Annotated in this window: 18 protein-coding genes; 1 reads left to right on the top strand and 17 read right to left on the bottom strand. The window is 30.5% G+C overall.

The genetic code is table 11. The annotated features are described in order from the left end of the window. Positions 1-24 precede the first annotated feature (24 nt). From BUA92_RS07285 to BUA92_RS23235, 17 genes are all read right to left on the bottom strand, one after another. Positions 25-1,509, bottom strand: coding sequence for a WD40/YVTN/BNR-like repeat-containing protein (locus tag BUA92_RS07285; RefSeq protein ID WP_073018281.1), 1,485 nt, complete (start codon positions 1,507-1,509; stop codon positions 25-27). Positions 1,510-1,614: 105 nt separating this feature from the next. Beyond that, positions 1,615-2,085 (bottom strand): SsrA-binding protein SmpB, encoded by a 471-nt coding sequence (gene smpB / locus BUA92_RS07280; RefSeq protein WP_021800678.1) that lies wholly within the window; start codon positions 2,083-2,085, stop codon positions 1,615-1,617. An 80-nt stretch (positions 2,086-2,165) separates the two neighbouring features. Continuing rightward, entirely contained in the window at positions 2,166-4,181 is a 2,016-nt protein-coding gene (locus BUA92_RS07275; protein ID WP_073018279.1) for a methyl-accepting chemotaxis protein, read from the bottom strand. 187 nt (positions 4,182-4,368) lie between these two features. After that, the gene (locus tag BUA92_RS07270) at positions 4,369-5,508 is read right to left on the bottom strand and encodes a YibE/F family protein (protein WP_073018277.1); all 1,140 of its coding nucleotides are present in this window, start codon (positions 5,506-5,508) and stop codon (positions 4,369-4,371) included. Positions 5,509-5,587: 79 nt separating this feature from the next. After that, entirely contained in the window at positions 5,588-7,579 is a 1,992-nt protein-coding gene (locus BUA92_RS07265; protein ID WP_073018275.1) for a metallophosphoesterase, read from the bottom strand. Next, entirely contained in the window at positions 7,579-8,481 is a 903-nt protein-coding gene (locus BUA92_RS07260) for a hypothetical protein (RefSeq protein WP_073018272.1), read from the bottom strand. Before BUA92_RS07260 ends, BUA92_RS07265 begins: the two co-directional genes overlap by 1 nt. A 155-nt stretch (positions 8,482-8,636) precedes the next feature. Next, positions 8,637-10,859, bottom strand: a complete 2,223-nt coding sequence (rnr, locus tag BUA92_RS07255) for a ribonuclease R (RefSeq protein ID WP_073018270.1) — start codon at positions 10,857-10,859, stop codon at positions 8,637-8,639. A gap of 128 nt (positions 10,860-10,987) precedes the next feature. After that, complete coding sequence (locus BUA92_RS07250; RefSeq protein ID WP_073018268.1) at positions 10,988-13,012, bottom strand: sodium-translocating pyrophosphatase; 2,025 nt, start codon at positions 13,010-13,012, stop codon at positions 10,988-10,990. Between the two features lie 119 nt (positions 13,013-13,131). After that, a complete protein-coding gene (locus tag BUA92_RS07245) occupies positions 13,132-13,332 on the bottom strand; it encodes a heavy-metal-associated domain-containing protein (RefSeq protein WP_175550873.1) in 201 nt (66 codons plus the stop codon). A gap of 28 nt (positions 13,333-13,360) precedes the next feature. Then, positions 13,361-15,823 carry a heavy metal translocating P-type ATPase gene (locus tag BUA92_RS07240; protein WP_073018264.1) on the bottom strand — a complete coding sequence of 821 codons (2,463 nt, stop codon included), beginning with the start codon at positions 15,821-15,823 and terminating at the stop codon, positions 13,361-13,363. A 129-nt stretch (positions 15,824-15,952) separates the two neighbouring features. After that, positions 15,953-17,728, bottom strand: coding sequence for a methyl-accepting chemotaxis protein (locus BUA92_RS07235; RefSeq protein ID WP_073018262.1), 1,776 nt, complete (start codon positions 17,726-17,728; stop codon positions 15,953-15,955). Between the two features lie 93 nt (positions 17,729-17,821). Beyond that, positions 17,822-18,082, bottom strand: a complete 261-nt coding sequence (locus BUA92_RS07230) for a GIY-YIG nuclease family protein (protein ID WP_073018260.1) — start codon at positions 18,080-18,082, stop codon at positions 17,822-17,824. A 66-nt stretch (positions 18,083-18,148) separates the two neighbouring features. Further along, complete coding sequence (locus tag BUA92_RS07225; protein ID WP_073018258.1) at positions 18,149-18,700, bottom strand: hypothetical protein; 552 nt, start codon at positions 18,698-18,700, stop codon at positions 18,149-18,151. A gap of 2 nt (positions 18,701-18,702) precedes the next feature. Next, entirely contained in the window at positions 18,703-21,033 is a 2,331-nt protein-coding gene (locus BUA92_RS07220; protein ID WP_207650343.1) for a glutathionylspermidine synthase family protein, read from the bottom strand. A 114-nt stretch (positions 21,034-21,147) separates the two neighbouring features. Next, a complete protein-coding gene (locus tag BUA92_RS07215; protein ID WP_073018254.1) occupies positions 21,148-21,519 on the bottom strand; it encodes a hypothetical protein in 372 nt (123 codons plus the stop codon). A gap of 21 nt (positions 21,520-21,540) precedes the next feature. After that, positions 21,541-22,170 (bottom strand): hypothetical protein, encoded by a 630-nt coding sequence (locus BUA92_RS07210; RefSeq protein WP_073018252.1) that lies wholly within the window; start codon positions 22,168-22,170, stop codon positions 21,541-21,543. A gap of 9 nt (positions 22,171-22,179) precedes the next feature. Continuing rightward, positions 22,180-22,353: a hypothetical protein gene (locus BUA92_RS23235; protein ID WP_156337811.1), complete on the bottom strand. Its 174-nt coding sequence runs from the start codon at positions 22,351-22,353 to the stop codon at positions 22,180-22,182. A gap of 148 nt (positions 22,354-22,501) precedes the next feature. Here BUA92_RS23235 and BUA92_RS07205 point away from each other — a divergent pair, with 148 nt between their 5' ends. Further along, positions 22,502-23,047: an MORN repeat-containing protein gene (locus BUA92_RS07205; RefSeq protein ID WP_073018250.1), complete on the top strand. Its 546-nt coding sequence runs from the start codon at positions 22,502-22,504 to the stop codon at positions 23,045-23,047. Positions 23,048-23,082: the final 35 nt, after the last annotated feature.

The following is a 23,082-nucleotide window of genomic DNA, read 5'->3' as shown; positions in this document are numbered from 1 at the left end:
CTTAACTGGCATTTTTATAATTATTTAATTTTTATCTTCTTTTACATACTCCCATGTCTTTCCCTGATCTTTTGATTTATAAAGAGCCTTAATTCCTCCATTATAATCCCCATCTGAACCTTGCCCAACTAATATATTAAGATCTTCTCCTTCTTTAGTTGGCATTCCAGGAAGGTCAAAAGGATTATATGGTTCTGCTCCATTTAATGGTACTTTTACTTCTGGAAAACTTATCTTTGTGAAGGTAGTTCCTCCATCTTCTGTTCTATATAGTTCTCCACGTGCACCACCACTATGCGCTAAACATATAAATCCTAGTCTATCATCTAAGAAAGTTATACCTGCTGCTGCCCCTATTTCACCTAAAAATGGATCACCATTTACACGTGTCCATCTTGCTCCACCATCTGAGGTTTTATCTAAGGCATATGCTCTACTCCCCGCTGCTGCATCTGTCACTTCTAATTTATATCCGTTTTTTTCTGATAAGTAAAATTTATCTACTCCATTGCTCTCTTCTTTAGGAATATCTTTACTTCCTTTGTTTAGAGTTTCACTTTTGATATTATTTAAATCCTCTACTAGTATATATCTGTAGGGTGTAAGTGTACTTTCTTTTCCTGGTACATATACAGATACTGCATACCCTATTATCTCTGGATCCCTATTTCTAACAGACCTTGTTTTTCCTTCTGAATCTATATAAAGAACTCCGCTTCCATTATATCCAAAGCTTCTTTTTCCTGAATAAAGAATACCATATTGACTTTCGTCCCATTTGCTTATAGTTTCTTTAATGGTAATAACCTTCATTGTATTTATAAAAGGTTCTAAAAATTTGTCCTCATTAAAGTCCGCATTTGCATTTCCATGTAGATATACTGTTATCTTACTTGATTTAGTTTTATTATAGGAAATTAAGTAAGTTTCTAATTTCCCTTTCTTATTTTTTCCATACAAAAAGGTATCAAATGCTGTTATTGTTCCTTCTTTATCAAATTTAAGGTCAACATTGTTTGCTATATATAGTTTTTGCGCCATAGGAACTTTTTTATTAATATCTTGTAGTATTCCTTCTATTCCATCCTCATATATATTATTATGCTTAAGCTCTACTGTTTTCTTGTCCTTAAAATCCTTTAATATCCATGAAAGTTTTCCATTGAAATTTATGCTGGTTTTATATATCTTACCTCCATAAAATATAAACAATGAAAATATAAAAATTAATGCAATAACACCATAAGCCATTCTTATGTTTCTATTTTTAATCAATCTACCTGATTTTATTGTTACAGGCTTTTTTAAACTCCTTACTATAAAAATTATTAAATATACAACAAAAAATGCTAAGCATAAAAGCAGCATAGTAAGGTTATTATTCATTCTTCCAAACTTACATAAGGTGTATAGGTTATAAAAAGAAAACCAATAAACTGCTATAAATATTGGATTAATCATCATTCGTATAAATAATTGTCCTCTTGTAATTTCTCTGTACTCTCCCATTTTTCTATTTACCTTCTTTCACTAGTTGACATATTTAAATTATACCTCAAATTTCCAGCAAAAAAAGAAGCTATCACAAAACATTTTTGTAATAACTTCTTTAAATTAGTATCTACTTCTTTCTTTCATTTGTCTTTCTACATCTCTTTTATGAGCTTTTTCTAACATAGAATCTCTTTTATCGTAATTCTTTTTACCTTTACAAACTCCTAAGTTAACTTTAACTCTTCCATTTTTTAAATATAAAGATAAAGGGATAAGTGTTAATCCTACTTGTTGAACTAAACCTATAAGTCTTCTTATTTCTTCTTTATGTAAAAGTAATCTTCTAACTCTAAGTGGTTCTACATTAAATATATTTCCTTGCTCATACGGACTTATGTGCATATTTTTAATAAACACTTCTCCATTTATTACTTCTGCATAACATTCTTTTAGGTTAGCTCTTCCTGCTCTTATAGATTTTACTTCTGTTCCTACAAGTTCTATTCCTGCTTCCATAGCTTCTTCTACAAAATAATCATGATGAGCTTTTCTATTTTCCGCTAAAGTTTTATTGTTACTCTTTCTAACCATTATATCACCTACTTGGTTTTATTATCTTTTACTATTATAATATATAACTCTGTCCATAACAATAAAGCTCTATACTTTAATTAATCTATTTTAAAGACTTCAAGTTCTTCTTGAACCTTTTCTGAAGATTCATGTAAAAGTTCTGATGATGCATATATCTCTTGACTTGCTGCACTCATCTCTTCTGCAGATGCTGTAATTTCTTCTGCAAAGGAAGATACATGCTGTGATATTGATGATACTAAATTAATGTCATCTATTAGCTCTTTTTTCTTTTTATCTAATATATCCGTAGCTTTTACCATGTTTTCTATTTGTGGAGCTACATTATTTAGAGAGGAAGCTATTTCTTCAAAGGCTTCTGATGTTTTTATTATTATATCTTTTTGCGTCAATAACTCTTTATTTAATTCTATTGTTCCTCTTGATATATTCTTGTTATCATTTAATACCTTACTGCTTATTTTTTGTATATTTTCAGAGGCTTCTTTACTTCTTTCAGCAAGTTTTCTTACCTCCTCAGCTACTACTGAAAAGCCCTTTCCGGCTTCCCCTGCACTAGCTGCCTCAATAGCTGCATTAAGTGCTAGAAGGTTTGTCTGCTCTGATATTCCTTTTATTAAATATGTAATTTCATTTATTTCATCTATGTTTTTACCCATGGCTTCTAGTTTTTCTCTAAATTCGTTAAAGGTATTAAGCATTTTACTAAACTCTTGCGATACCTCTTCTATGTCTTTTTTCCCTATATTAGACTTTCCATGAATGTCATTTACCATTTTTGCTACGTCTTTAAACTTTGAAGATATTCCATCCAATGTATTTTCAAATTCAGATGATATATTCACCATATTGCTTAATGAAAGTGTTTGATTATTAGTTCCTGCTGCAACTTCCTCAACTGCTTTAGCAATATTAGTAGTAGTTTCACTAAAATCTTTAGCTATTTTAGTTAAGGATTCACTTTCTCCACCAACTCTATCTGAACTTTCTATAACATCCTTAATCATCTCTCTTAGGGAATTTTTTAAATTAAGTATTGAATTGGCTATTTCTCCAAATTCATCTTTTCTTTTTATTAATTTATTATCTACTTCAAAAACAAAGTTTCCTTTTGATAATGTTAATACATCTTTCTCTACTCTCTTGATTATCCTAATTAAATAGTTTACTACATAATATCCTAATATAATGATAATGATAGCAGCTATTAAAATAGTTATAATAGAAGAACTTGTCATACCATCTAATTGACTAAGTATTTGTTCCTTAGGTATAGCTACTGCAACTCCCCATCCTGTAGATTCTATGGGCGCATAGCCAACATACTTTTCTATTCCATTATATAAATAAGCTCCATAGCCTGTCTCCCCTTTAATCATTTTTTTATGAATCTCTGCAAGGGGAACTAATGAACTATCAGTTTCACTTTTCTTTATTATGTTTTCTCTTCTATATATAAGTGTAGTATCTGGGTGAACTATAATATCTCCATTTCCAGCAACTACATAGGCTATTCCTTCTTCTCCCACTTTTATGGTCTTTATAAAATCACTTATTTTCGTGTTTTCTTTTAGTCCCACTAATAATGCAACTATCTTTCCATCTGCTTTTATTGGCGAAGCAAAAGGAGCCACATAAATATTCCCTTCTAAGTTAGAAAAATATGGATCTCCTGTTGCCGAAGCTCCATTTAAAGCATTTTTAAAAAAATCCCTATCCTTTATATTGTCTTGATCGCCAGTGGTATATAATATATTACCTTCTAAATCAGCTATTCCCATTGTGTAATAATCATATTTGGAGGAATAATCTGCTAATATATTTATTTTCTCTGTAGATTCAGCTGTAAGTAATTCCTTATCTTCTGATAAATACTCAATATTTGTACAAATACTATTCAACTTTTCATTCATTCTTAATGAAATTTGTTCTCCTAATTGTATAAGCATGTCATCTGCCGTTATTACAATAGCTCTTTTTGCTAAAATATAATTTGTAACCGATATAATTATAGATGAACTAAGAGCGATTAATAAAAAAAGTATTAATAATTGTCCCTTAATACTTTTCTTTTTCACTTTTTTGATTTTCATTTTTTCTCCCCCTAATAATCAAGACAAAAACATATATTTTTTCGAAAACTACAAACATAATTATATAGTATTGTTAATTGTTAAACAACGAAGTCAATATTTGTCTTGCTTATGTAGGATTAGATAAACTTATAATAAAATTTTAAATTTAATTAAAACAATAATTAAAGGTAGACTTAATGCCTACCTAAATTTCAAGTTCTTTCACTGTAGAAGCTCCTAATATTTTAGCTGAAAGTAATGCTGTAACAGGAATAGACAGTACTACTGCTATACTTCCCGATACCCCTTGAATTACCTCTACTACTAACATATCTAGATTTATAAGCTGAATATATTGAATATTATACATAAAAAGCATAATTAATATATTTATACTTGCTCCTGTAAATGCTAATATAAGCGTATTTGTCATAGTTCCCATTATATCTTTACCTATATTCATACCAGATATTAAAAGTTGTTTTTCTTGTATATTGGGATTAAGTTCTTTAAGTTCTGAAAGGGAGGATGCAATTGAAATAGTAGTGTCCATTATAGCCCCTACAGAAGCTATAAGTATCCCTGCAAAAAATAAATCTTTTATTTTCAAAGATGTATTGGTTGCTATAAATAATAGATTTTCAGCTTCTATTGTATTAAGTGTTGATATATGTGATATTCTACCAAAGATAGTTGCTATAACTCCAGCAAATAATGTACATAATATACAGCTTATGCAAGCTATTATTGTTTTTCTGCACCATCCATTAAGTGATAATAAGGTTACAAGAGTTGATAATATCACTACTGTTATAGCGGCTAATATAGGCTCTACCCCTCTTAGTATCATAGGAATAAACAAATAAATCACACAAACAAGAGTAAATCCTAAAGAAAATATTGATTTTAATCCTTTTATTTTTCCGAAAATAAGCACAATTGTTAGAAATATACCAAGTAATACGTACATTGAATTTTCTCTACTATAATTTGATATTACGGTGCTTGCAAAATCATCAAAAGTATAAACAACGAACTTTGTCCCAACTTTTGCTGGTTTATTATCTACACGCTCTACAAAATTCATTGCAGTAACTACTTTTCCTTTATTCTTCCCCGTCAAAATTTCTAGCTCTAACTTTTGTTTTCCAATTACTATATAATCAAATTCTGGATCTTTTCCCATATCCTCTGAAATTATTTTTATTACTTTCGCTTTTTCATATACAATTCCTGTTTGAATATCTTCTGGTTTATTATAGGTAAGCGTTGAATTAAAGATATGAAGAAATATAAAAAATACAACTAACAAAGCGACTGATATATAGTTTGAGTTCTTTTTCATAAATTATCTCCAATTTCTAATTAAGATTTTAAGGGTAGAATATAAATCCACCCTATTTTCTATAAACTTATTTTTACTATTAAGATGCCATTTTACTTGAAATTATAATAAAATCTTTTGCATTTACTACTCCATCAAGATCTATATCATACTTTTTATCTGTTCCTTGGTAATTCCCAAGAGCTATAGATAAGTCAGCTAATGTTACTTTGCCATCTCCATTTATATCAGAAGCTTTAGTGTAAGTATATATTGTTGTGTCAACTTTATCTGAATCATATACTGGTTTTGTATCAAATGCTCCTACTACTTTACCATCTTCTATAACAGCCTGCGCACTATCTGCCTTTGTCAATTTCATATTTGTATTTCCTGATTCAGCCGTTTCTTTCATCTTGAATGTGAACTTAGCTATATTGGTATTAGCTGGATTAGTTATAAGATTTTGAGTTCCTACAATTATTGAAGCTTTACCATTTTCATTTTTAACATCTGAGAAAATAGTTCCTTCTAATAAGCTTTCAGCTTTAACAAACTCCATTACATTTGGATCATATTCTACTTGCATATTAAATGCATTTGTATTTCTAACATCTTTTAATGATGCTGTGTAACTTACTTCTTGATTAACATCTGCTACACCAAGTTCTGAACCTGTAATTCCTGCTGATGCTACATTTCTTGCTAGATCCAAAGAATCATATAAATATCTATTAGTAGTTATAGTATCTGAACTTGTGTTATATTTAAATGCATAACTTTTTATAGAAATTTTATTATTAGATACCTCTATTTCTGTAGACCATTGTTCTTGCTTAACATCACTTTGATCATCAGTTGAATTTACATCTAAGAAAGAATAGTTAGGGGCTACTGGATCTCCTGGAGTTACTGTATAATTAGGTTTTTTAGAATACCATTTTAATCCACCAGCATGTCCTCCAACCATATATAGTGGAATATTTCTTGGATCTTGAACTGATCCATCTGCATTTTTAGTTACTTCACCTTTTTGCCCATTAGCTGTAACAAATCCTCTTGAATAAACATGATCATGTCCTTGTAATACTAAATCAACATCAAGTTCTGCAAATATTGGAGACCAATACTTTCTAGCATCTACTATATCAGAATCTGTTATATGAGATGCTCCAGTATATAGTGACTTATGGAATCCTACAATTGTCCATTGACCTGAAGCTTTTGCTTCTGCAACTTTTGCTCTTAAAAAGGCTTGTTGTTTATCTCTTGCATTCGCATCACTTCTAGCTGCTTCAAGATTCAACATTATAAATTTTGCTGGACCATAATCAAATGAATAGACTATATTTCCTTCTTGAGCTGGTGCATTTATGTGTCTATTCATAGTATTATTATCATGGTTACCTTGAACTATGGTAACTAACTTATTTGCAAACATGTTTTGTCCACCATTAGGGAATGCTCCATTATTATAGAATAAGTTTTCCCATTGTGATTCATTTGCTGCTGAATCAGTTTGATCTCCTGCAAGGTATACAAAATCAACATCATCTCTTTTGCTTACTTGCTCAAGGTTAGCACCTAATGCCTTTGCATTAGTTCCATTTGAAACTTGTGTATCAGCTAAATAAACAAATTTAAAGCTATCTTTACTTCCTTTAGCAGGAGCTGTTTTAAAGGTTCCATTAAAAGTATTTACTCCATCTCCAACTGTATATTCATATTTAGTATTAGGTTGTAAACCAGTTGCAGATATTCCATGAAAATATTTATTCCCAGTTCCTACTCCACTTGTTCCTTCAAAAGTTATTTTATTTGAATCTCCAACCTTGTTTAAAACTACTTTTGAAGGCGATTCTTCTATTGTAGTATATGTGAAGTTGGCTGATGTTGAAGCATCATCCCCTACATGAACATTCACTTGTTTTGGTATCTGATTTTCATTAACTCCTGAATCACCATCTGCTGCCATAATAACTGTTTGGTTAACATTTTCTTCTTCCGGGCTAGCCTTTACAGCTGTTGAAAACATTGTCGTTGCTATTGCCGTCATTAGAACTAAACTTAGTATTTTTTTGTTTCTAAACATTATTCATTCCCCTTTTTACTTTTATTTTTTATAATAAGATATCCTAAAACTCCATTTGCACCTATACTTATTATTAGTAAAATAATGATAACTGGGCTTAAGGTCGCATTCTTATCATTTTGAATATCCTTACTATCTCCTGAATTTTTTGTATCATTACCTTTTGTTGAACCGTTGTTATTATTAGATTTACCATCTGATGTGTTTTCTTCATCTTTTGAACTATTATTACCTTCATTGTTACCTTTATTTTGATTACTTCCATTAGTGGCAACATTACCTTGCGTATTTGATCCATTGCTTCCTGTATTTGAACCCGTATTATTATTCCCTTCAGTATTGTTTCCCCCACCGTTATTTCCTTCATTAGGTGTGTTAGGATTCGTTCCTGGATTTTCGCCGTTTCCTGGAGGATTAGGTTGTTCTACTGGATTATCTGCACCTTCACGATTTACCTTTATTAATTTTCTAGGTGTAAATTTTTCTGTTTCTATCTTAGCTCCATCTTTTGTATAGACGCTAATATTATCAATTACAACACTTGTATTTTTTTCTCCAGTGTATTCTAATGTTACTTCAGCTTTTACCGTCCCTGAAAAATCATTGTTTCCTGAAAAGAAACTAAACCATGTAAGTCCTCTAGCTGAAGTTGGACCAGCTTTAGATGAATTGTTCCTATATGTAACTGACTTAACATTAACTCCCTCTCCGCACTGAATACCAAACTCTCCACCAGCATATGGAGTTTTATTATTTACTGAAACCTCAATCTTAAACTGATTTTGTGATTTAGTTAGATTCACACTTTCTGTACTTGCCCAATTTGTTTCAGCTGCATACACCTTTAAAGATATCCCCAGCATTAGCAGCATACTAACAAGGCTAGTAATTATTTTTTTCATGTATTCCCCTCCACCTATTTATAAATTCTCCTAAATTATAAATATTGAATGTAAAATCTACCATCTTCTAAGTAAACGTAAGATTGTATTTATGTAAATTTTATATAATTTTCCAATTGTTTTTTTAACATAAAAAAAGTAGGCTTAACGCCTACTTAAAAAACTTCTTCTTCATTTTTTCCATCTTCATTTGTGTCTACATATTCCTCTAATCCTTGCTTATTAAAGTCTTTAATATCAAAATTTTCCTCTGTTTTTTCTTCATCTTTAATAAGTTTAAAGAAAATTTCTCTGTTAGGAATATCCACCTTTTCACACCTAATTTTAACATCATCACCCAATCTATATATGTTTTTAGTTCTTTCTCCTATTAAACATAAGTGATTTTCATCATATATATAATAATCATCATCTAAATCGCTTATATGAACTAAGCCTTCTATTGTATTAGGTAATTGTATGAATATTCCAAAGCTTGTAACAGAGGATATTATTCCTTCGAACTCTTCCCCTATTCTATCTAACATATATTCTGCTTTCTTTAGATCATCTACTTCTCTTTCTGCTTCTTGTGCAACTCTTTCCATTTCTGATGATTGTTTAGCTGCATAATCCACAATATTAACAAGTTTAGTGCTTCTTCCCTCATCAACTTTTCCATGAAGATGTTCTTTTATTATTCTATGAATTTGAAGATCTGGATATCTTCTAATAGGTGATGTAAAGTGGCAATAATATTTAGCTGCTAATCCAAAGTGCCCTGTACATTCTGGAGAATATCTAGCCTGCATCATAGAACGTAATAACAATGTGCTTACTACAGTTTCTTCTTTTTTACCTTTTACTTCATCTAATACATCTTGTAATAATCTTGGATGAACTTCTTGTGTCCATCTTACTGGATATCCTAGGTTATATATAAACTCTTTGAATTTATCTAACTTCTCTGTATCTGGGTCTTCATGTATTCTATATACAAACGGAAGTTTAGTCCAGAACATATGCTCAGCTACTGTTTCATTACATACAAGCATAAATTCTTCTATAATTCTATTTGCTATTTCCCTGTCGTATGGTTTTATATCTATTGGTTTTCCTTGATCATTTAATATGATTTTAGACTCTTCAAATTCGAAATCAATTGCTCCTCTTTTTAACCTCTTATTATTAAGGATATGACAAAGCTCTTCCATAGCCTTAAAGTCCTCATATAAATATTCATATTTTTCTATTAAATCCTTATCTCCATCTTTAAGTATTTTAGTAACATCAGTGTAGGTCATTCTTTCAGATGTTTTAATTACTGACTCATATATTTCATGATCAATAACCTTACCGTCCTTGTTTATTATCATACTACAACTTAATGTTAATCTATCAACTTTAGGATTTAATGAGCATATTCCATTAGATAACTTTTTAGGAAGCATAGGGATAACTCTATCTATTAAATACACTGATGTCGCTCTCTTTAAGGCTTCTTTATCTAAAGGATTTTTTTCTCTAACATAATGGGTAACGTCTGCTATATGGACTCCTAATTTATAAGTTCCATCTTTTAATTTCTCAATGGATACAGCATCATCTAGATCTTTAGCATCTTCTCCATCAATAGTTACCATTTTTATATTTCTTAGGTCTCTTCTTCCTTTTAAATCTTTATCTGAGATTTCTTCTTCTATCCCTTCTACAAAGTTAAGAACCTTATCTGTAAATTCTTCCGGAAGTCCATATTTTTTAATAATCGTTAGTATATCTAGCCCTTTTTCACCTTTTTTACCTAAAACCTCTGTAACTACGCCTTCTGGATTTCTTCTTTGATCTGCCCATTTAACTATTTCAACTATAACTAGATCTCCAGTTTCGGCTCCATTTCTATCCTTTCTAGATATAAAAACATCATTTTGAATTCTCTTATCTTCTGGAACTACAAATCCAAAATTTTTAGAATCTTCATATACTCCTACAAAGCTTCTATTAGCTCTTTCTATTACTTCTCTTATTTCACCTTCACATTTTTTAGCTCCAACATCTTCTTTAAGAATCTTTGCTACTACTCTGTCTCCATTTAAGGCCCCGTTCATATTCGAACTTGGAATAAACACGTCTTGTCTGCCTTCTTCATCAGGTATTAAGAATCCAAAGCCTTTTTGATGAACCTGAAGTTTACCAGTTATTAAACCCATTCTTTCTGGAACGCCTAACTTATCATTTTTATTCCTAATAATTAAGCCTTCTCTTTCCATAGATTTAATACATTTTTTAAATGCTTTATACTCATCTCTTTGTATATCAAAAACTTGGCTTAATTCTTGTATATCCATTGGCCTGTAAGCCTGTTCTTTCATAAAATTTAATATTGTTTCTTTTATTCCCATTTATTGTCCTCCGTATACTTGGATTTGTTTATATTCTTCACATTATAAATTATTATAATTCAAGAAATATTTACTAGTTCATTATATCATAAAACTATGGAATAAAAGAATACATGCCATCTTAAGGTCTATTTAAATAAATTTAACAAAACTCCTCCATATTCTGCAATCAAAGGTGCAAATACCAAAGATACTATAGTCATTAATTTTATCAATATATTCATAGATGGTCCTGAGGTATCTTTAAATGGATCGCCCACTGTATCTCCAGTAACAGCAGCTTTATGTGCATCACTACCTTTACCACCAAGTTCTCCTGACTCTATATATTTTTTAGCATTATCCCAAGCACCACCTGCATTAGCCATTAATATTGCCATTAATACACCTGTGGAAACAGCTCCACATAATAGTCCAGCTAAAGCATCCTTACCTAACAATAACCCTGTAGCTATAGGTATGATTATTGCCAATATTCCTGGTATTATCATTTCCTTTAAAGCAGCTTCTGTAGATATTTCAACACAGGTAGAGTAATCCGGATCATCTTTTCCCTCCATTATCCCTGGTTTTTCTCTAAATTGTCTTCTGACTTCTTCAACCATCTTTACTGCTGCTTTTCCTACAGATTCCATCGTAAGCGCACCAAATAAAAATGGGATCATTCCACCTATTAAAAGCCCCACCAAGGTTAATGGATTTAATAAATCAATTTTTTCTATTTTTACACTTTGTGCATAAGAAGCAAATAGAGCTAATGCTGTAAGTGCTGCTGAACCTATTGCAAATCCCTTCCCTATTGCAGCTGTAGTGTTCCCTACTGAATCTAACTTATCTGTTATATCTCTAATTGATTTATCCATTCCTGCCATTTCCGCTATTCCACCTGCATTGTCAGCTATTGGCCCGTAGGCATCCACAGCAACTACAATCCCAGTTGTAGATAACATTCCTACTGCTGACAATGCTATTCCATACAATCCATTTAATGTTGTAGTATTTCCACCCATAGAAAAATATGCTACTAACACACCTATACATATTAAAATTATAGGTACCACAGTTGATTTCATACCTACAGCTAGACCAGCTATAATATTAGTAGCTGCTCCAGTTTTTGATTCATTAGCAATTTCTTTAACTGATCTGTAGTCTGAAGATGTGTAAATTTCAGTTATTTTACCTATCAATATTCCTACTAAAATCCCTGACAAAACAGCCACAAATCCTTTATAACTATCTAGATAATATTTACTAAAAAAAGCTGCTGCTACCATGGTTATAGCTGATGCAATATATGTTCCTCTATTTAAAATCTTTTGCGGATTATCGCCCTTACTGTATCTTATAGAAATAGAACCTATTATACAAGCTATTACCCCTATGCCACATAATGCAATAGGATATAGTGCCTCTTCATTACCTTTAGTTATATTAATTATTAGACCCAATGTTATAGCTGAAATAATAGCTCCTACATAAGATTCAAACAAATCTGCACCCATCCCAGCAACATCACCAACATTATCACCAACGTTATCTGCAATTACAGCTGGATTTCTAGGATCATCCTCTGGAATTCCAGCTTCAACCTTTCCCACTAGATCTGCTCCAACATCTGCAGCTTTTGTATATATGCCCCCTCCAACTCTAGCAAAAAGCGCTATAGAAGAAGCACCAAGTCCAAATCCGGTTACATACTCTCCATTAAATTCAAATATAATTAGCAATAAACTTAATCCAAGTATACCTAATCCTACTACTGATAAACCCATTACTGAACCTCCAGAAAATGCATAAGATAAAGCCTTACTTATCCCTTCTTTTGCACCCTCTGTAGTTCTGACATTAGCCTTTACCGCTACCTTCATCCCAATAAAACCTGCTAATATAGAGAATAATGCTCCTGTTAAAAAGCAAATAGCTGTGTTTATGTTTAGAAAAATAGAAATAGCTATAAATACTACTACAATAAATACAGCTAAGTATCTATACTCCTTTTTCAAAAAAGCCATAGCTCCATCCTGAATATAAGATGAAATTTCATTTAATTTTTTATCCTTTACCTCCTTTTTCCCAATCCAACTTGCAGTTAAGAATGAAAATATTAAGGCAATAATGCCTATTCCACTTGTAGCCCATAGTGGGTTCATAAAAATCCCTCCAAACATTTATTATTCTCTACATTATTATTATTTTATTTTCCAATATATACAGAAAAAGAGATGCTACTATTAAAATAGTTTAGCATCTCTACATTTAGAAAAATTGATTATTCTATTGATATAACATCATATCCTGCATCATCTATAGTTTCTCTTAAAATTTCATCTGATGTTTCTCCCTCTATTGTAGCTGTTTTAGCTTCTAAATCTACAACTGCTGAAGTTATTCCATCTAATTCACTTAACGCCTTTTCTACTCTTGCTTTACAATGTCCACAAGACATTCCTTCTATTATTATTTTTTTCATAATTTATTCCTCCTTAAATTATATATTTCTATTTCACAGGTTTAAATCCTTTAAGTCTTAAAGCATTTAATAATACTGATACTGAACTAAAACTCATAGCTAAGGCTGCTATCATTGGATTTAATAGTTTTCCACCTAAAGCATACCATATTCCCATAGCAACTGGAATTCCCAAAGTATTATAGGCAAATGCCCAAAATAAATTTTCTTTTATATTTTTTATGGTTTTCTTACTTAGTTGAATAGCAGTTGGTACATCCATAAGGTCACTTCTCATTAAGACTATATCTGCTGATTCTATGGCTACATCTGTTCCTGATCCAATTGCAATTCCTATATCAGCTTTAGCTAAAGCTGGCGCATCATTTATACCGTCTCCAACCATAGCAACTTTTAAGCCTTTATTTTGTAGCCTTTCAACTTCCTGTGCTTTATTTTCTGGTAAAACTTCAGCTATTACTGTATCTATACCAACTTGTTTCGCTATAGCTTCAGCTGTATTTTTATTGTCTCCAGTTAACATAGCAACCTTAATTCCCATTTTATGAAGAGTTTCTACTGCTTTTTTAGAACTTTCCTTTAATGTATCTGCAACAGCTATAATACCTATAAGCCTACCTTCTTCTGCTACATACATAGGAGTTTTTCCCTCTTTAGCTAATTTATCTGAAGCTTCACTAAAACTATCAAGGTGTATATTCTCTTCATTCATTAACTTTAAGTTTCCTAGTACAAATCTCTTTCCATCTATAGTTCCTTCAATACCTTTTCCTGAAATAGCTTTAAATTTATCTACCTTTTTAAATTCTAAGTTTTTTTCTTCAGCATCTTTTACTATAGCTTCTCCTAGAGGATGTTCTGATCCTTTTTCTGCACTTGCAGCATATATTAATAATTCATTTTCATCATATCCATTGGTTATTATATCTGTAACCTTAGGTTTTCCTTCAGTTATAGTACCTGTTTTATCGAATACTATAGTTTGAATTTTATGAGTAGTTTCTAGTGCTTCTCCACCCTTAATTAATACACCATTCTCTGCACCTTTACCTGTACCTACCATAATTGCTGTAGGTGTTGCAAGTCCCAATGCACAAGGGCAAGCAATTACTAAAACTGATATAAATATACTTAAAGAGAATATAGGTCCTTTTCCTACAAAATACCATACTCCCGCTGATAATATAGCTAAAGTTATAACTACAGGTACGAAGTATCCTGATATTATATCTGCAAGTTTTGCTATAGGCGCCTTAGTCCCTTGAGCATCTTCTACTAGTTTTATAATCTGAGCTAATGCTGTATCTTTTCCAACCTTAGTAGCTTTATATTTTATGGAACCATTTTTATTTATTGATGCTCCTATAACCTTTGAGCCAATAGTCTTTTCAACCGGAATACTCTCTCCAGTAAGCATAGATTCATCTATAGAAGTTAACCCTTCTACTACTTCTCCATCTACAGGAAGTTTTTCGCCTGGTTTGACTAATATTACATCTCCTACTATAACTTCATCTATAGGAATAACTATCTCTTTCCCATTCTTTATTATGGTTGCAGTTTTAGGAGCTAGCCCCATAAGCTTCTTTATAGCCTCTGAAGTTCTTCCTTTAGTTATACTTTCTAAATATTTTCCTAAAGTAATTAGGGTTAATATAGTAGCCGCAGATTCAAAGTATAAATCCATAGTATAATCATTGTTTCCTTGAGATATTTGATATATAGCAAATAATCCATACAGCACTGCTGCTAAGCTACCTATAGCAATTAAGGAATCCATATTAGGATGTCCTGAATATAATGATTTGAATCCTACCTTAAAGAACTTTTGTCCTGCTACTACTACAGGAATAACCAATATTAATTGAATAATAGCAAAATTCATGGGATTATGCATAGGCTCTATAATATTGGGAAGCATAAGTCCCATCATGTGTCCCATAGCTATAACCAATAAAGGTATTGTAAATACAGTTGAAACTATGAACCTTTTCCACAATGCTTTAGATTCTTTTAACTTAGAATCTTCTTTTTCTTCTATTTTTTGTTCCTTTTCTATTGCTTTATATCCTGCTTTTTCTATAGCTGCTACTATTTCAGCAGTTCTAACCTTTGAAATATCATACTCTATAGTAAGCTTTTCTGTAGCATAATTAACATTTCCACTATTTACTCCATCTAGTTTATTAACAGCTCTTTCTACAGCTTTAGCACAAGCACTACAAGTCATTCCTTGTATATCCAAAGTTTTATTTATAAGTTCAACTTTAACTTCTGACTCTAAGTCTATAGCTTTAAATCCTGCTTTTTCTACAGACTTAATAATGTTATCCTCTGATAAAACTCCTTCATCATAGGAAATTGTTAATTTCTCTGTTGCTAAATTAACAGATGCACTTGAAACTCCTTGAAGTTTTTTTGAAGTTCTTTCTACTGCATTTGAACAAGCAGCACAGGTCATTCCCTCTATTTTAAAAACTTTTTCTTTCATAATTCCCTCCTATTCACACACCCACCCCCAGGGGGAGGTCTATATATTAAAATTATCATATAATGAGCCAAATGTAAAGAGGGTATTATGAGAAATGATTTCAATATCCACTTCATAATACCCTCTTTTTTAAATATTAAATTTATTTATTATCTCATCTAAATCTGAAGAAATCGCCTTTAACTGTTCTGCTAATACTACTGCAATTTCTGTTGTAGCATTTTGTTCTTGCATAGAAGCCGACACTTCTTCCAATCCAGCTGCGGATTCCTCTGTTATTGCTGATACTGATTGAATAGAATCCATTACTCCATTTTTATCTTTATCCACTGAATTTATATTCGTATACAGGTTATTAATTTTCTCCAATGAGTTATCTGTACTATTTTCAATTAAGTTAAATACCTCAGTAGTATCATTAACTGCAGAGTTTACTGCCACTAATAATTCTCTACCTTTATCCATACTCTTTTGAGAATTGTTTACCTCAAGCTGAATTTCTTTAATAACAGCTGCTATTTCTTTAGTTTCATTGTTTACTTCTTCTGAGAGCTTCCTAACTTCATCTGCAACTACAGCAAAACCTCTTCCTTGCTCCCCAGCTCTCGCTGCTTCAATAGCTGCATTTAAAGCTAAAAGATTAGTTTGTTCTGCGATTTCACCTATTTTATTAACTATGCTACCTATGGATGTTGATTGATTCCAAAGCGCATATATATTTTGTCCTATATCTTCTAAAGCTAATTTATTCTCTTCAAATTTATTAACTAATATATCTAAACTATCTCTTCCTTTAGTATTAGCTTCCTTAGTATTCTTCGATATGTTTTTAAGTTCTTCAGCCCCACTAACTACATGTGATATCTTATCAGTAAAGTTGTTAAATATATCTACTATATCCTGATAATTTTTCGCTTGTTCAACTGATCCTTTTGCTAACTCTTCCATAGTTGCTGAAATAGCTTGTATACCATTTGAGGTATTTTCAGCTCCCTCTAAAGAAACTATTGAGTTAGTAGACAAACTTTCTGCATGTTCCTTTAAATTTTCTATTATTTCTCTAATTTCTTTTCTTAGGTTTATAACCGCTTCCGCCATAATACCCGTTTCATCTTTATAATTCTTAATAACTTCAAAACTTTCATCATAAGCTAAATCAAGCTTCGATGTTTTATTAACTAATTCAGTAACCTTTAATATTGGTTTTGAAATTCTCTTTCCTACAATCCAACCTATTGCTATTGCCGCAATAATGATTCCTCCTATTATTGTTATAAGTGTAACAACTTGCTTTGATATCATTTCAGAAATTATATTTGATTCTTCTGCTATAGTATTGTCTATTGTATCTATATAATTTCCTGTTCCTACAACCCATCCAAAAGGCTCATAATATTTACTATATGCTCTTTTTGCAGATGCTTCTGATTCCCCAGCTTTAGGGAAATAATATTCTGTATATCCACCATCAGCATTTTGTCCATTTTTAATTATTTCTTTAATGAAATACGTGCCATTTGCATCTTTAGATTCATATCTATTTGTTCCTTCTACAGATTGACCTAACATAGCTACATTAGTTCCATCAACATTATCTGCCCAAAAATAACCCTCTTTACCATATCTTATGGTTCTTAGTAGAGCTGCACCTTCTGATTTAGCCTCTTCTAAAGTTATTTCCCCTTTTTTATATTTACTATTTACTCCATCTAACATTGTTATAACTGTTTCAACTTGTTCTTTTATTGTTTGATTATATGTATTTAACATCTGTTCTTTTTTACTATTTAGAAATCCTTGCTTTATGGAATTTATTTGTAGTACTGATGTTAATCCTGTTATTATACCTGTACTTATTGCTATTAACATTGTAAGTAACACTATTTTTGTCCCTATTTTTTTCATCTTTATCCTCCCGTAAAATTCTACGTATAATTAACAAATAATAATTATTCTTATTTATTTATCGAATGTAAACTAAAAATACTTATACTTTTTTTAAATATTTTCCCTTCCATTATAATCCTTTATAAGTTTGTCTTTATCTTTGCGTAGTAGTTTTTTTATTTCATACTCCCTTTTCATAGCTTCTTGTTTACTTTCAAACTCCTCATAATATTTTAGCTTAACAGGTCTCCTCCCTTTAGTGTATTTAGCTCCTGTTCCACCATTATGTTTTTCTATTCTCTTATTTAAATCATTTGTCCATCCAGTATAATAACTTCCATCTGAACATTCTAATATATATGTATAATTCATTATTTCCCCCAGCCCAAATTCACTAAAATAGGTTAGTAATTTATCTTCATTACTAACCCCTATAAATCAAATGTTCATATCCTTAACTTGAGTAATATCGCAATAGATTTTATAATAATATGTCTTAACCTTTTTTCCTTCGTTATTTTCATAAAATCTATTATAAACTGTAACTTTTCCATTATTTAAATATTCACTAGATAGTACTATTTCTCCCTGAACTTCAGTTATTTCAGTATCATAAGATACTACTCCATCTTTGTTTACACAAAATATAAACCTCTTCTCTCCATTTAATTCGCTTCTCCCTAATACCACTCCTTCAAAAACCTCAAGATTATAAGTCTCTAATATATTATCTTCATATTTTGAACTTGAATCTACGCCTAAATATTTTAGATACGCTTTTCCACTAAAAACAGATATTGTTTGTTTACTTGTAACAATTCCTATAACAATAGTTATAATTACTAATAAACCTATTGCTACAAAACCAGCCCCTACTATTTTCTTAATACTTGGTGAGCTAGTTGCTATTATAGGTTTCTTGTCATACTTATACTTTTTATGATTTCTAAGTTTGTTTAATCTTCTTAATTTTTTCAGTTTTCTTCTCATACCTAGTCTTTAATCCCTTTCATTAAAGTAATAAAAGTACAATCTTTTGAGGTGACTTCTCCCCCTATTCTTGTGTAAACTCCTGCAAACTCATCTCCAGTAAAATATGTACCTATAACTATAAATTCTCCATCTTCATTCCCTTTTTGAAAAACTCTCTCCTGAAAAATTATATCCTCATCAGGAATTTTCTCCAAATCATGACTAAGCGTAATCTTTTTACCTTCTCTTCCTAAAAGGGGCTTAATCAAAAACTCATTTGACTTTAATTCATTAAAATCGAAAGTAGTAAAAGGTATATATTTTTTTATAAATCCGAGTTCCTCTACTGTGTAAAAATCTCTTTCTATAAGTGCATATATTATTGAGAAAAAGCTTTTTGATTGCATAATTATAGTGTTAATAGGATTTAAGAAAAAAACCTTGTCGTTAACTAAGTTTATGAGATTTTTTAAATTAGCATTATCTTCTTTAGTAAACCAGTCAAGTGGATAATACCTGAAAATTATATCTACCTCTGTTCCATAGAGATATACCTTCTCTCCCTCAATTACTAAGTCTTCTATATTTCCATAAATACAACTATAATCAGATGTTTCTTTAAAAATCCTATAAAGAGCATTTGTATTTACCCAATCTTCATAATAAGTTAAAGCTACAAAGGCAATGGTAGGATTATCTACATCGTAGCTTTCTACAAGCCTCTTTCCTTGACTTATTATCTTCCTCTTTAGGTCTTTATTAATTCTTTCAAAGCCCTCATCTATATCGCATTCTTTTAGGATAATCTCTTCCACATATACAGCTTCACATATTCCCGCTGGCGTCTCTCCGTTAATCTCTAGAACCTTCCAATTATCGTGTATGTCTAATATCCAGTCCATTCTTCCTATAAAAGAAAGTTCACTGGATAATTCTTTTTTCATTAATTGACCAAGCCCATTAATACTTAAAATATCCTCATATAAATTTATATTATCTAATAGATGATTTCTAGTTTTCTTAAATATCTTTAAAAGTTTTTCGAAAGCATACTTTAATTCATCAAATTTTTCTTCTTCTAAAATTGCAAGTGATGTTTTTATATAAGGTTTATCATGAGAGTATATTCCTGTAAACTCTCCATCTATAACTATCTTTATCTCTATATCTTCTATATATAAATCAGTATCTTTCTCTTTAAAAACTTCCTCTTTTACTCCTATAGGTGTAAACCAAGTATAGTCGTCTACAGTTAAGTAATCTGGATTCCATCTAACACACATACCTATAACTTCATCATTAGATAAAAAAACTCCATAATTCCCATAACCTTTAGTTGCTCTTCTAAAATTTCCATCATAATAATAACTCAATTCTCTTTTTTGGTTACAAAATTCTTGAAGAATAAAAGGTTTAATATGCATTTCATTTTTAATATATTCAATTGACTGTTCCCACTCTATTTCACTATGTAAGGAACCTATAAAAACATCTTCGCTATATCTTCCGTATATAGGTTTTATAACAAAATCATTTTTGTACTTTATTGCTTTTTCTATATTAAAGTTTGTTAATTCTTCTGTATATGGGAGGGTTTTAATTATTACTTCTCTCTCTTTTTCATTTAATCTAGTATCCTTATTATCAACTAACTTCCAAAGGTATGAGTAAAGATTTTTACACTGAGAAATTATTACTCTTGGATCATTTAATATTAAAATCTTATTATCATTAAATAAAGTTAGCAACTTGCGTATATCTTTTATCTCATATAAATATTCAGTTGGATAAAGCCTTAATATTATATCTATTTTGTTATCAAAACAAAAAGTCTCATCATTATCCACATATATATTTTCAGCTCCAGTTATAATAATTTTAATATCATCTCTATATAACTGTTCTTGAAATAATAGTGCTAAATGTGCCTCCTCATAATGTGCTGGATCTACTAAAAATGCAACATTTATATTTTTAGATCCATAATACTTATCTTTAATATCATAGAAATTCCCTATTATCTTGTTATAGAAGCCGTTATTTACGTTATTATGTTTTAACGTTTCTTCTGCTACCATACATTCTCTCTCAGCACATGGCTTATCATAATTTAATTCACTATAAAATATACGCTTATCCTTATTTTCAGCTCTTATAAATCCATCAAATCTACTCCAAAAAACAGGTATAGGTTCTCTTGTAAGAGATATTATTTCCTCCATGTAGTTAAACTTTGGAATATATTTTTTAAAATCACTAAACTCAGAATTGATTCCATTTTGAACCCTTAGTGCTATATTGTTTATATGTTTAGCAGTTTCTATGAACTCTTCATAGATTTTAGGCTTCATAAAATAAGGAATATCTGAGTATACATTTTTAAAGCTCTTAGAATGAATAAGTTTATAGTGAAAAAGAAGTTTGTCCCAATAATCTCTATACATAATAATATCCTTCCTATGCCTTTAAGAAGATGAGCTTTCTCTAATAAATGATGAATATCCTTTAGATTTTGAATTCTTATCTGTTGAATTATATTTAGTATCATCATTATTTGTTGATGCATTTTTCCATGTAAGCCATCCTGTGCTTCTATACCCTATAACATGGGTAGAAGAACCCCCACTGCTATTATTATTTTGTTCATCTATTTCTGAGTTTTTAGGAAAAATAAAAGGTGTGTCTCCAGTTCCGTGATATGCAGTGTCTTCTGTATCTTCTCCTATAGTCTCTTGAATCTTAGGATCATTACACCCAAGAAAAATACTAGGTGCTCCTACTGTTACAGTAGTTATCAATGTAAGTGATATAGCTTTTTTCTTCCACTTTTTCTCCATTAATTCTCCTCATTATATAAATTACTCTATTAAGTGTACTTCAAGTTTAAGTTCACTACTTTTAATATAATCTATATATTCCTTAATATCTATCTTTATTGGCGCTTTAGAAATCACTATGACTTTATCTATTCCAGCCCTGATAAAATCTTCAATGTAAGGCATTTCCTCCTCTGTGAGCCTGTACTGATTGTTAAAATACTCTCTAGGATTATATTCTCTATCACTAAATCTATCATAGTCTAAAAATATTCCATACTTACTATTTTCATTTTTTAATCCATAAGAATATTTAATCAGTTTATTAAGCATATCCTTACTTCCAACAATTCCATTTGAATGAAATATATGAGCAAATATGAGTATTGGATTAATCATGTATTCCTTATTTAAATTAAAAGCTAAATCTAAAGACCTTTCTCCATCAAAATCAAAAATAATAATCTCATCTTCTTTCTGATTTACTATTAAATCTTTAGAGAAATCATCTAATATATCATCAATGGTTTTCTTTTTTAAATCATCATCCAAAATTAAATCCTTAACTATATGTTTTGAAGACGCAAATGGAGTAGAAACTAAACTCCACTTAAACTTACCTAATCCACTTCTCCAATTTTCATAGACCTCATACATGTTAATATTAATCATAGGACTCCTCTATTTATATGTTACTGCAAATACATCTATCAAATTCACTATATGACTATAACCATCCTTATCTTCAATCATAAGATAATCTCCATCTCTTCTAACTGAAAAAGCTTCTAATTCTACATCAGGTTTTTCCAAATTATATGCTGCCGGTGTTAAGTAAATATAACAACTCATCATAATATATCCCCCATTTATTTGTTATTTGTTTCACTAAAATATAATACCATAACTGATAAAATATTGAAATATATAATCATTTATATATTTACAAATAATATGCTATACTATAGATTATAAAACAAATGATTACAAGGAGATTGATATCATGAAATCTATTAATATAAAAAACTTAAATGCAGCAAAAATTAATTTTGTACCTACTTCAAACAATAATAGTCATCACGTTACTTCTGGCGTTTATAAAGGCGAACGAAAAGATGGTAAAAAACATGGCTTTGGAACATTTATATTTTCTAATGGAAGTAAATACGAAGGTTTCTGGAAAGACGATTTAATGGATGGTGAAGGAACTTTAACTTGGGCTGATGGAGAAAAATACATAGGTTCTTGGAAAAAAGATCTAAAAGATGGATATGGAATCTATACTTGGCCTGATGGAGAAAGCTATATAGGTAGTTGGAAAGATGATGTTAAGTCTGGTCAAGGAATATATAACTGGGAAAATGGTGATAGTTATACAGGGGAATGGTTAAATGATGCTTGCCACGGATATGGGATTTTGTCATATGTTGAGGGAGATAAGTACTTGGGTACTTGGGTTAATGATATGAAACATGGCAAAGGTCTAAAAATAAGTGAAGCTGGTGAAGTTACTAATATAGAGTATAAAGACAATGTTGAAGTTCTGTAACCTAAGATACTTACAAAACCTATATTTTAAATTAA

Origin of the sequence: Clostridium intestinale DSM 6191 (assembly GCF_900130055.1) — a bacterium.
Taxonomy (GTDB): Bacteria; Bacillota; Clostridia; order Clostridiales; family Clostridiaceae; genus Clostridium_T; species Clostridium_T intestinale.
The sequence above is the reverse complement of the archived record's forward strand: the minus strand, read 5'-3'. Positions and strand labels throughout refer to the sequence as shown.